The 11,805-nt window shown below is 59.1% G+C and carries 11 protein-coding genes and 2 pseudogenes; 3 read left to right on the top strand and 10 right to left on the bottom strand.

From position 1 onward, the window contains the following. Window positions 1–332 (bottom strand): annotated as a pseudogene (locus ACYVDE_RS06530) (hypothetical protein); the annotation flags it as partial. A 162-nt stretch (window positions 333–494) separates the two neighbouring features. Next, window positions 495–1,391 (bottom strand): DUF5694 domain-containing protein, encoded by an 897-nt coding sequence (locus tag ACYVDE_RS06525; protein WP_460500677.1) that lies wholly within the window; start codon window positions 1,389–1,391, stop codon window positions 495–497. Between the two features lie 365 nt (window positions 1,392–1,756). On the opposite strand from ACYVDE_RS06525, the pseudogene ACYVDE_RS06520 reads away from it, so the two are divergent. Next, a pseudogene (locus ACYVDE_RS06520) lies at window positions 1,757–2,644 on the top strand (alpha/beta hydrolase-fold protein); the annotation flags it as partial. A gap of 739 nt (window positions 2,645–3,383) precedes the next feature. Here ACYVDE_RS06520 and ACYVDE_RS06515 read toward each other — a convergent pair. The 7 genes from ACYVDE_RS06515 to ACYVDE_RS06485 form a co-directional block, all read right to left on the bottom strand. Next, entirely contained in the window at window positions 3,384–3,758 is a 375-nt protein-coding gene (locus ACYVDE_RS06515) for a DUF5615 family PIN-like protein (protein WP_460500676.1), read from the bottom strand. Continuing rightward, window positions 3,755–4,000: a DUF433 domain-containing protein gene (locus tag ACYVDE_RS06510; RefSeq protein WP_245114224.1), complete on the bottom strand. Its 246-nt coding sequence runs from the start codon at window positions 3,998–4,000 to the stop codon at window positions 3,755–3,757. Before ACYVDE_RS06510 ends, ACYVDE_RS06515 begins: the two co-directional genes overlap by 4 nt. 680 nt (window positions 4,001–4,680) lie before the next feature. Then, entirely contained in the window at window positions 4,681–5,427 is a 747-nt protein-coding gene (locus tag ACYVDE_RS06505) for a DUF3800 domain-containing protein (protein WP_460500675.1), read from the bottom strand. Window positions 5,428–5,485: 58 nt separating this feature from the next. Continuing rightward, on the bottom strand, window positions 5,486–7,867 hold the full coding sequence (locus ACYVDE_RS06500; RefSeq protein ID WP_460500674.1) for a ribonucleoside-diphosphate reductase large subunit: 2,382 nt from the start codon (window positions 7,865–7,867) through the stop codon (window positions 5,486–5,488). 283 nt (window positions 7,868–8,150) lie between these two features. Continuing rightward, window positions 8,151–8,786, bottom strand: a complete 636-nt coding sequence (locus ACYVDE_RS06495) for a YceI family protein (protein ID WP_460500673.1) — start codon at window positions 8,784–8,786, stop codon at window positions 8,151–8,153. A gap of 140 nt (window positions 8,787–8,926) precedes the next feature. Then, window positions 8,927–9,148, bottom strand: coding sequence for a hypothetical protein (locus ACYVDE_RS06490; RefSeq protein ID WP_460500672.1), 222 nt, complete (start codon window positions 9,146–9,148; stop codon window positions 8,927–8,929). 168 nt (window positions 9,149–9,316) lie between these two features. After that, window positions 9,317–10,276 carry a ribonucleoside-diphosphate reductase small subunit gene (locus ACYVDE_RS06485; protein WP_460500671.1) on the bottom strand — a complete coding sequence of 320 codons (960 nt, stop codon included), beginning with the start codon at window positions 10,274–10,276 and terminating at the stop codon, window positions 9,317–9,319. A 497-nt stretch (window positions 10,277–10,773) separates the two neighbouring features. Here ACYVDE_RS06485 and rplU point away from each other — a divergent pair, with 497 nt between their 5' ends. After that, on the top strand, window positions 10,774–11,079 hold the full coding sequence (gene rplU, locus ACYVDE_RS06480) for a 50S ribosomal protein L21 (RefSeq protein WP_305013768.1): 306 nt from the start codon (window positions 10,774–10,776) through the stop codon (window positions 11,077–11,079). A 129-nt stretch (window positions 11,080–11,208) separates the two neighbouring features. Then, complete coding sequence (rpmA, locus tag ACYVDE_RS06475) at window positions 11,209–11,484, top strand: bL27 family ribosomal protein (protein ID WP_460500670.1); 276 nt, start codon at window positions 11,209–11,211, stop codon at window positions 11,482–11,484. Window positions 11,485–11,551: 67 nt separating this feature from the next. Here rpmA and ACYVDE_RS06470 read toward each other — a convergent pair. Next, the coding region (locus ACYVDE_RS06470) for a hypothetical protein (protein WP_460500669.1) at window positions 11,552–11,805 on the bottom strand (254 nt) is incomplete at its 5' end.

Genomic DNA, 11,805 nt, shown 5'->3' with positions numbered 1-11,805 from the left:
GCGGCCCCCAGGGGCTGGCCGCTCAGGGTGAGGGCCTGCCGGGCCAGCGAGCGGGTGGTATTCAGCAGCGCGCCCCACTGCTTGCGGGCTTCCCAGAAACGGTCGTAGCTGGCGTTGTTGTAAAAGCCCAGAAAGATGGCCAGCGTGAAGCCAAATAAGGAGAAGGGCGCCGCGCTCAGCGGCACTTTGTAGGCGGGCAACCCGATGCGGGCAGCCACCACGGCCACGGCCAGCGCCAGTAGCACCGCCAGCCGCGGCAGTATCTGGGGCAGCACCGAACCGTGCCAGGAAAAAAGCAAGCGAAACCAGTTGTCTTTCTCTCGAATAATCATGGCGGGCATACGGCTGGCGCGGCCGCAAAGCTAGCCCCGTCCCCGCCGCCCCCAAGCCCCGCCGCGGCTCCCGAAGCTTAGCGTTTCGCACCATTACGTCCGAACTCCTCAAGCCAGCCCTGCTGCCCCCAGCCGTGCCCGTGCGATACGCGGCAAACGGCACTAACGGCCCAGATAACGCGCCGTGGGCACTACCCGGTAAGCTGGGTCGGCGGCAAAAATGCCTTGCAGCGACCCCACGTGCCGCGCTCCAATTATCAGGAGCTGGCGGCTTTGCTTGGTTTGCAGCTGGGTGGTCACGATGTTGGAGTACACCTTCAAATCGCGGTTGTAAAACACCGAGATAAACTCCGCGCCCACGTATTTCGGATTGATGAACGCGGCGTCGACCATCTCATCCGGTTTAAGCGTACCGTTGATGACGCGGGCCGGCGTGCAATACACCAGCGTGTGCAGCTGCCGCAGGGTGGCCGGCGCGTTGATGGTGCGCAGAAATTGCCCCAGAGTGCCACCGGCCAGCAATTGCTGGCCGAAAGGGTCGGAAAACGTGCGCCAGTCGGCCGTGGCTTGTTCGTACAGCTCGATGTTCTGACCGGCGTTCAGAATACTTTGCGAGGTGCCGCCCGGCGCATTCACGCACTGGATTCGGGCCAGCCCCAGACGCTTGCCCAGCGCGAAGCCCAGCTGGTACACCTCGCTGCGGCCGCCGGGCAGGGTATTAAGGTCGAGCTGGCCCTGTCGGTAGCGCTGGTACAGGCTGTCGAGGCGGCCTTGCTCATCGGGCAGTTCCTCCACCAGAATGCCGTCGGGCTGGTAGCGGGCCAGCCCGTCGAGCACGGCGGCCAGCTCGGCCTGACGCTTGGGCATCAGCACATCCGAATTCGGATTGCCGGCTTTGTAGAGTTGGGCGAGGTGGCTGCATCCCAGCAGTAGGATGTCGGTGGTAGCGGCCGATGATTGGCCAGTGGCTGGTGCTTTGGTGCTAGCGCAGGCAGCCAGCCCGGCCAATAGCGTGAAGCCCGCCGCACAGCAACGGGAGAAGGAGGGAAGCAACTTCATGCAGAAAGGGGAAAGATGTGGCGAAAGAGTGCATACGCTACAGTGTGGCTGCATATTCGCCTTTTCTTGGCAGAAAATATCCCCTCCGCCACCGTCAAGGCCGAAGAAGCCCAAGCTCCAACACCACCCCAGCCGCCCCAGCGGCTGAACGATGCTTCGTGTTTCTTCCTAACGGCGCGTGAGATTCCCCAAAAACAACCCAGCCGCCTCCGGGGCGAAGCGACTCGAGCGGCGTCCAATTGCCGCAGGCCGGTAATCGCAGCTTTTTTTGCCGGGGCTGTAACGGGCGGGCCCCCGAGCCGGTACTCGCGGGGCTGCTGGCGAACCCACAGTGCTCGCTTCATCTAACCCGTTCTGCTTTTGTCATGAAATACCTGGCCCTCTTCTTTTGGCTGTTGCTAACGCTGCCAGGCGCCCGCGCCCAGCAATTTCAGGTCACCTACACGGCGGCTGCCTTCGCGGGACCTTTCACTGGCAACGTTATTCTCTACCTGTCGCAGAAAAACGAGGAGCCGAAAAACCAGCCCGGCTGGCCCTGCTACCGCCTGGCGGTGCGCAACGTGCGGCCCGGCGAGGCCATCACCTTCGATGATGCGGCCCTTTCCTACCCCACGCTGCTTTCGCGCATCGCACGCGGCGCGTACTACGTGCAGGCCGTGTGGGACCGCAACCTCGAAGGCCGCGAAATTGGCCTGAGCACCGGCAACCCCTACAGCCGCGCCCAAAAAATCGTGCTGCAAGGCCCCGCCGAAACCTTCGCGCTGGTGTGCGACCAGGTGGTGGCCGCCCCGGTGTTCGTGGCCAGCACGTTTTGCAAGGAGCTGAAGGTACCCTCGACGCTGCTGACCCGGTTTCAGCACAAGCCGGTGGCGCTGCGGGCAGCCGTTATTCTGCCGGCGGGCTACTTCCGGCAGTCGGCGCGGCGCTACCCGGTGCTGTTCACGGTGGGCGGCTACGGCGGCAGCTACCTGCACTACTCGAAGGCTGTGAGCACCGACACGCTGCCCGCCAACCCGATTGATACCGTGGCCTGCATCCGCGTGTTTCTCGACGGCGACTGCTCGTTGGGCCACAGCGTGTATGCCAACAGCGCCAACAATGGCCCGGTGGGCGAGGCCTTCATCACCGAGCTGCTGCCCGCCCTCGACCGGCAGTACCGCACCAATGGCGCGCGCCTGCTGCGCGGGCACAGCAGCGGCGGCTGGACGGTCGCCTACCTGCTCACGCACTACCCCAGGCTGTTTGCGGGCGGCAACGCCAGCTCGCCCGACCCTGTCGACTTCCACTGCTTTGTGCGCACCAACCTCTACGCCGATGCCCGGCGCGTCCCCTTCGCCGACTCGGTGAGCTACGGCGGCCCGCTGCCCACCGGCTTCGCCTACGACCGTCCCAACATCGGGCACAACCTCGAAGACGTGCTCTGCCGCGGCGAGCAGGACGCGTCGTTCGATGCCGTATTTGGCCCCCGGGGGCCGCAGGGGCAACCCGTGCCGCTGTTCGATGCGGCCACCGGCGTGCTCAACCGCCGGGTGTTTGCGCACTGGAAACGCTACGACCTCACGCAGTACGTGGTGCGCCACTGGGCGCGGCTCCGGCCCGACCTCGCCGGTAAGCTGCGCATCACCGCCGGCACAGAGGACAATTATTCGCTGAACGTGTCGGCCCAACTCATGGAGGCGCAACTGAAAAAGCTGGGGGCCGACATCGCGTTTGCCTATTTCCCGGGCACGCACTTCACCGTGGGCGGCCCCGAATACCGCCGGGCCGAAACCCAGTGGCTCAAGCAAGCTTACCTGCGCTGGCTGGCCCGGCACCCGCAGGCGTAGCGCAGCGCCAAGCATTGTAGCGCGAACGGAACGTTGGCGCTACAACGCCCCCGCCGCCCCAGCGGCTGAACGATGCTTAGCGTTTCTCGCAATGCCGCGCAAGCTACCCCAAAACCAAACCAGCCGCTCCCGGGGCGGCAGCGGCTGGCGAAGCTTAGGTTTCTGCTTACCGGTGCGTCACCAGCAGCGTGCGCGAGAGTTCCAGGTAAGAGTGATGCGCGAACAATTTCGTGAGTTGCGGCAGAAACTGCCGAAAAAGCTCCAATAGCTCATTCGTGCTGATGTTGCCCGTTGACACGAGCAGGAGCTTATAGGGCTGGCCGTGGAGCAGAAAGCGGTTCACGAAGTCGGCGTCTTTGGTGATGACCACCCGCTTCTCCGCCATGGAAAGTTGGGTGATGCTACCGTCCTGCGTCTGGTTGGCCGCTGGCAGGTCGAGGGTGTGCAGGCAGTCGCAGCCGATATGAAAGGCCAGAAAATCGGCCAACCGCTTCGGCAGCTGCGCATCGACCAGAAACCGCAGCGGCTCGGCGGTGCTCACGAGGCCAGCCGGAAGATGGACCGCACTTGCAGCATATCGGCCGCGTAAGCCTGGCAGGCGCGTAGGTCTTCGGCCTCCAAATCGGGGTAGTCGGCCAGGATTTCGGCTTCGCTCATGCCGGAGGCCAGGTATTCGAGCACGTTCTGCACGGGGTAGCGCAGGCCGCGCACCGTGGGCTGCCCGTGGCAGATGTTCGGGTCGAGGGTGATGCGCGGGTGCGCCGCTGAAGCAACAGTTTCCATGTGGCTAAGATACGAAATTGCGGGGCGGCCCCACTGGACCCACCCCAGCCGCCCCCGGCGCCCCAGCGGCTGAGCGATGCTTCGTGTTTCTCGCCATGCCGCGCGGCTACCCCAAAACCAAACCAGCCGCTCCCGGGGCGGAAGCGGCTGGAAGAAGCTTGGAGTTACTATCTTTGAAGAGTTACTGGATTTGACCACCTAGATGGTACCCAGATGCCAAACCCAAGAACAGCAAATCCCCCTCCTCTGCACCCAAATTTTCAACGACAACCAAGAGCAGGTTTGCTAGACTTCTAGTGCTCCTGCTCGTTAACGCGAGCCTTCGCTTGACAAACTTGAACTTGACAATAAATGCAGACATTAATTTAAAAAAGGAGGTCCAAATGACACAAACAACTAACATTACCCACAGTAATGCAGAGGAGTTCAATCAGGGAATTGCCAACAAGGACACGGTGTCTGTGGTGGCTTAAGCCTCTTTAGGCTACATAAAAAAGGACGGCGTAACTGCCGTCCTTTTTGCTTTTGTGCAAGCCAATGTGCTTTGGTTGCAAGGGAAAAGTTATGCACATAGAACCCTGGCTTAGCTATAAACGTTATATTTGTGACGTGACTCACCTTGGCCCTGTGGCCTTGGCAGGGCCACAAAAAGTCCCCGGTTTTTCAACCGGGGCATTTTTTTATCCCCTCACGATGCCTTGAGGGTCCTTTGGTGAGGCTTCTTTCAGTAACAAAGGAGCCAGCGTATCGAACAGATACTGCAATCCGAACTTCTTCAAACTACCTTTTGGGTATTCCTTCCGATATAGTGAATGCGCTATTGCATCCACAACTTGGATAACGAATGAATGCTTCGATTGCCGAAAGAATATGTCTTCGACAATATTGGAAACGACTGGATTGTAATAGCCCGAAAACTTTGACGGCACCGGGTTATATACCCTCATCTTTCTTAACAATCTCCGCAAAATAGGTTCATCAGAGTCATCACTGACTATTATTCCTTTCGCATTACCCTTTTTCAAAAAGGTATCATACCGTTGAATCAGGCGCTTCCAGGCTAGTTCTTGATAGGACTGCTGATTCCCTAAGCTTTGCTTATCCAAGCATATGCTGATGATTTTGCTTTCTGGAAATATGGTCGGGATTTCGCTTACAAAGGTTTTTAGGATGGAAATTCGCGTTGACTTAGAGATTGTTCTGTAAGCTTCATTCTTGTTAATCCTAATGAGTTCGCTACTGTGAATTTCTTCACGCTCTGGCAAACCCATCGTTTTACTAAAATGCTTTCGAAGCTTGACCAGTCGTTGCAATGAAGTATTCCATTCATTGATTGGCACAATTAACCCGATTAGGATGAAATGCTGTGAGTTCTGGCCCGTAAAAACGCCAGGGTCACCGCTTTCATCCACATACATGAGGTACATAGATTAGGATACGTTGTAAAAAGGCCACCTTGGTTTAAGGTGGCCTTTTCCATTTAATCTATGACCCACACGCCTCGCAGGCGTCCGGATTATCCAGGGAGCAGGCCATGTCGGACTGGTTTTGCTCCACCAGGGCCAGGGGCTCCAGGGTTTCGGCGGCTTGCTTTTCCACCGTGAACTTGATGGCGTCGGCGGCGGCTTTGGTGCGCAGGTAGTACATGCCCGTTTTCAGGCCGCGCTTCCAGGCGTGGAAGTGCATGCTGGTGAGCTTGCCGAAGTTCACGTTTTGCACGTGCAGGTTCAGGCTCTGGCTCTGGCAGATGTAGGCTCCGCGGTCGGCGGCCTGGTCGATGATGCGGCGCTGCGAAATCTCCCACACCGTCTTGTACAGGTCCTTGATGTGCTGCGGAATGCGGGCAATGCCTTGCACCGAGCCGTTGGCCGCGATGATTTCCTGCTTCATGGCGTCGTTCCACAGGCCCAGGGCCACCAGGTCCTTCAGCAGGTGCTTGTTCACCACCATAAACTCGCCGCTGAGCACGCGGCGCACGTAAATGTTGCTCGTATAGGGCTCAAACGACTCGTTGTTGCCCAGAATCTGGGCGGTGCTGGCCGTGGGCATGGGCGCCACCAGCAGCGAGTTGCGGGCGCCGTGCTTCACCACCTCGGCGCGCAGGCTTTCCCAGTCCCAGCGGCCCGAGTCGGGCGTCACGCCCCAGAGGTCGAACTGGAACTTGCCCTCGCTCAGGGGCGAGCCGGGGAAGGTTTCGTAGTGCCCGTCCTTGATGGCGAGGTCCTTCGAGGCCGTCATGGCCGCGAAGTAGATGGTTTCGAAAATGTCCTTGTTCAGGCCCGAGGCTTCGTCGCTCTCGAAGGGCATGCGCAGGGCAATGAACGTGTCGGCCAGGCCCTGCACGCCCAGCCCGATGGGCCGGTGGCGGAAGTTCGACTTCTGCGTTTCGGGCACCGGGTAGTAGTTCACGTCAATCACCTTGTTCAGGTTCAGGGTGGCCTGGTAGGTCACCTCGTACAGCTTCTGGTGGTCGAAGGTGGTGTTGCCGGCTGCGTCGGTCACGAGGTAGCGGGGCAGCGCCAGCGAAGCCAGGTTGCACACGGCAATCTCGTCGGCGTCGGTGTACTCAATAATCTCGGTGCACAGGTTCGAACTCTTAATCGTGCCCAGGTTCTGCTGGTTCGATTTGCCGTTGGCCGCGTCCTTGAACAGCATGTAGGGCGTGCCCGTCTCCGTCTGGCTTTCCAGAATGGCAAACCACAGCTCCTGCGCCTTGATGGTGCGGCGGCCGCGGCCCTCGCGCTCGTACTTGGCGTAGAGGCGCTCAAACTCCGGGCCCCAGGTCGTGTCCAGGCCGGGGCACTCGTGGGGGCACATCAGCGTCCAGTCGCCGTTCTGCTCCACGCGCTTCATGAACAAATCAGGCGTCCAGAGGGCGTAAAACAGGTCGCGGGCGCGCATTTCCTCCTTGCCGTGGTTCTTCTTCAGGTCCAGGAATTCGAAAATGTCGGCGTGCCAGGGCTCCAGGTAAATGGCGAAGGCACCCTTGCGCTTCCCGCCGCCTTGGTCCACGTAGCGGGCCGTGTCGTTGAACACCTTCAGCATGGGCACCAGCCCGTTCGAATTGCCATTGGTCCCCTTGATGTAGGAACCCGTGGCCCGCACATTGCTCACCGACAGCCCAATGCCACCGGCGCTCTGCGAAATCAGCGCGCAGTTCTTCAGCGTGTCATAAATGCCGTCGATGGAGTCGTCCTTCATCGTCAGCAGGAAGCAGCTGCTCATCTGCGGCTTCGGCGTGCCCGCGTTGAAGAGCGTGGGCGTAGCGTGCGTGAACCACCGCTCGCTCAGCAGGTTGTAGGTTTTGATAACCGACTCGATGTCGTCCTTGTGGATGCCCACCGACACGCGCATCAGCATGTGCTGAGGCCGCTCCACCACCTTGCCTTCCAGGCGCAGCAGGTACGAGCGCTCCAGCGTCTTAAAGCCGAAGAAGTCGTAGTTGTAGTCCCGGTCGTAGATGATGGCCGAGTCCAGGGTGTGGGCATTCTTATGAATCACCTCCCACACGTCGGTGGCCAGCAGCGAGGCGTTATCGCCATTCTTGGGGTCCTCGTAGGTGTACAGCCGCTTCATCGTCGACGAGAAGGACTTGCTGGTCACCTTGTGCAGGTTGCTCACCGCGATGCGGGCCGCCAGGATGGCGTAGTCGGGGTGGCGGGTGGTGAGGGAGGCAGCAGTTTCGGCGGCCAGGTTGTCGAGCTCAATGGTACTCACGCCATCGTAGATGCCGTCAATCACCTTTTTGGCCACCTCGATGGGCGAGACGTAATCCTGGTTCAACCCGTAGCAGAGCTTCTCAATACGGGCAGTCACTTTGTCGAACTTGACGGATTCGCGGCGCCCGTCGCGTTTAATTACTAGCATACCAGTGGTGTTTGGTTGAAGGTTTTTGCTTATATACAGGAATAGCCGACGCGGCTCGAAGCCGGCAGCAAGTCGTTGATACAGTTATGGAAAGGGTAGCCGGGCCGGCGGCAGGTGGTAGAGTTGGCGCGGTATTGAATCCCGGAAATTACCTCCCTTGTTTTCCAAGGGCAAGAAAAAGTTCCGGAAGTTTTCCACACACCCCGAACGCACGCCGCCCGGCCACTTTTTCAAGCAGCCGGGCGGCAAGATGAATAATAGTAGCTCCGCTATGTAGCTCGTTTTAGCGGCTGGCCGTGCCCACCGGGTTAGCCTGCCCGGGCTGGCAGCTCAGTATCACGCTCACGTCGATGCTCTTGGCGATGTTGTTGCGCACCAGCGCCGGAATCTTAATCTTATAGTCGGCCGGGGCCACGTTGAACTTGGCCGTTACCACCAGTTCATCGCCGCGCAGCTGCAGCGTGCCCGGCACCCGCACCTTGCGTTTCACGTTGTGAATGGTGAGCACGCCCTGCACGTACACCGGCTGCGGCCCGGCGCGCAGCTGCCCCTCCGTCGGCATCGTCACCAGCTTGCCGGTGAAGCGCGCCCGCGGGTACTTCTCGCTCTCGGCGTAGTTCTCGTTGAAGTGCTCCTGCATCAGCGAGTTCTTGAACTGAAAATCCTTCATCAGCATCGAAAACGCCAGCTGCCCGCTGGTCAAATCGAAAATGGCCGCCACCCGCGAATTTAGCGCCTCAATGTCTTCCAGTGGGGCCGAGGAGAAGAAGGTGGTCTGGCCGCTGGCTGTGGTGTAGCGCTGCTGCATGGCCCCCGTGGGCGGCGCCACGGCCGAGACGGGCGGTGCGGTAGCGGTTGGCGTTTGAGCATAGGCAGCCGGAGCCACTGCGCTCAGCAGTAGCAGTAACAGGTATTTCATGAATAGCTGGATTGATGGAAAGTGGACAATAAAGAGCGCCTGGCCGCGCCGCCAAGCTGCTTCCAACTCGGCCCGGCAACCGGTGGGGTTGCCTGCCTTCCCAAAAATCATTGCCCGGCCGCGCCACGCTGTGGCCGCGCCTACTGCCGCTGTATCTGCTGAATTCTCATGCGGGTGCCGCCGCAGCAGGCGCACATGCGCAAGTCTTCATACAGCGAGTAGCTCAGGCACACCTTCAGGCCCTCCTGCTGAAAATCGGTAGGCAGGGCGTCGGGCGAGTAGGTTGCCCCCCCGTCGAGGCGAATGACATAACCGTTCTGCTCGCACAGGTTACGGCCATGCACCACTGTGGCGCTGAGCAAGCCCGCCGCACAGGGCGCGGGTGTAGTTTTCCGGCAGGTCGTCAGGCCTGCTAGTAGCATAACCGATAAGGGAATCAATCGACGTAAAAGCATAAGCCGGGCGCAGTTAGGGGTACAAATCCCTGACCGCGCCCGGCTCGCTTTCGTTGCACGAAAATTCGATACGGCTTAGAAATCTTCGTCGAGCGAGAACACGTTGTCGTTGCGCTCGCTCATCACGCCAGCTTTCTGGTACTCGGCCACGCGCTTCTCGAAGAAGTTGGTTTTGCCCTGCACCGAAATCATTTCCATGAAATCGAAGGGGTTGGTGGCGTTGTAAATCTTGCCGCAGCCCAGCGACACCAGCAGGCGGTCGGCCACAAACTCGATGTACTGCGACATCGACTTGGCGTTCATGCCAATGAGGCTCACCGGCAGGGCGTCGGTCACGAACTCCTGCTCAATCGTCACCGCGTCGCGGATGATGCTCTGCACCCGGGCCGGGTCGAGCTTGTGCTGCAGGTAGCTGTAGAGCAGGCAGGCGAAGTCGCAGTGCAGGCCTTCATCGCGCGAAATCAGCTCGTTCGAGAACGTGAGGCCGGGCATCAGGCCGCGCTTCTTCAGCCAGAAAATGCTGCAGAACGAGCCCGAGAAGAAGATGCCTTCCACCGCCGCGAAGGCAATCAGGCGCTCGGCAAAGTTCTCCGAGTTAATCCACTTCAGGGCCCACTCGCCCTTCTTCTGCACGGCGGGCACCGTTTCGAGGGCATTGAAGAGGTAATCCTTCTCCTTGGGGTCTTTGATGTATGTATCAATCAGCAGCGAATACGTCTCGCTGTGAATGTTTTCCATCATAATCTGGAAGCCGTAGAAGCAGCGGGCCTCGGGCATCTGCACTTCCTGCATGAAGTTCACGGCCAGGTTCTCATTCACGATGCCATCGGAGGCGGCGAAGAAGGCCAGCACGTGCTTGATGAAGTGCCGCTCGTTATCGTTCAGTCCGTTCCAGTCTTTCTGGTCCTGGCTCAGGTCGATTTCTTCGGCCGTCCAGAACGAGGCCTGCGACTTCTTGTAGTATTGCCACACCTCATCGTTCTGGATGGGGAAGAGCACGAAGCGGTTGGGGTTTTCGGCGAGGAGCGGTTCCATAGGCGGCAAGGAGGTTGATGACGGTTTTCGGCGGGAAAGGTGACCGGCAAACCTCTACCAATTGGCAGATGTTTGGCCCGGCCACGAGAAAAACGACTGGCGTTTCAACTTCAAATATAGCCCCGCCCCCCAGGCCGACTGCCACCAACATTAGCTTTTTTGTTCAATATTTTTTAGCTAAGTTCGGATTTTTACGCCGTCCAAATAGCTACTTTTGTCCCCGGAGTTGTCCCAAAAACCGAGCTCAAAATCAGAGGATTTACGCCACTTATCCACATTTGCCTTGTGGATAAACGCACTTGTCCCCAAATGGCCTGCTTTCGACCCTGTTTTTACCGGTTTTCTTAATCTTGTCTTAATCTGGCCGCAGCGGGCTGCCGGGGCATAATTGCACGAAAGCGACGGGCAGGCAATGACGATTAAGAACTTAGGGTTTGGATTTCCCAAATCAAAGCCGTACTTTTGCCTTCCCATTTCAGAAAAACCCGCGAAAGCTGATGTACGCAATTGTTAACATAGCTGGCCAGCAGACCAAGGTTGAGGCCAACAAATTCGTTTACGCTCACAAACTGGCCGGCAATGTTGGCGACACCGTGCAGCTGGGCAACGCCCTGCTGACCGATGACAACGGCACCATCACCGTAGGTGCTCCCGAGTTGAAAGTAGCCGTAACCGGTACCATCATCGCCCACGTAAAAGGCGACAAAGTTCTGGTCTTCAAGAAAAAGCGCCGCAAGGGCTACCAGAAAATGAACGGCCACCGTCAGTCGTTCACCAAAGTAATGATTAACAGCATCGGCTAGTTTTTTTGAGCCGCAAGCTTTCAGCCACAAGCTACAAGCATCGGTTGTGCTCAGATAAAATTATCCTGCTATCCTATTAACCCACAAAAGCTTACAGCTTGTCGCTGAAGGCTTGAAGCTAACAATACCATGGCTCACAAGAAAGGTGTCGGCTCGTCCAACAACGGCCGCGAATCGCATTCGAAACGTCTCGGCGTAAAAATCTTCGGCGGCCAGGCTCTGGTGGCTGGCAACATCATCGTGCGTCAGCGCGGCACCAAGCACCACCCCGGCGCTAACGTGGGCATGGGCAAGGACCACACCCTGTTCGCCCTCGTTGATGGTGAAGTGCAGTTCCGCAAAGGCCGCAAAGACCGTTCTATCGTGACGGTTATGCCCCGCGAAGTAGTTTCGATGCCGGCTTAATTGCCCATCGATTAGGAAGTGAAAAGGGCTGCCCCGCACGGGCAGCCCTTTTCGCGTTCGGGCCGGCTCAGCGATGTGGGCTTCGGCCGGTGTTGCTGAAATATACCCGCAGGTTTACCTGAGATGCCATTTCCCATGGCCGGCTCATGGTGGCGTCGAGGGCGTAGGGCTGCGGGGCTTCGAGGCCCACGCCCGCGCTGAGGTCGTAGAGCAAGTGGCGGCCGGGGCCGCGGTGCTGCGTGCCCACCAATACGAATATGCTGGGGGTGAGGCGGGTGAGGCTGCTGGCGCCCCGCTTGCGGCTGCGGCCCCCGCGTAGCC

It is taken from the genome of Hymenobacter agri (assembly GCF_054778495.1).
This window is presented reverse-complemented; position numbering and strand designations above follow the sequence as displayed.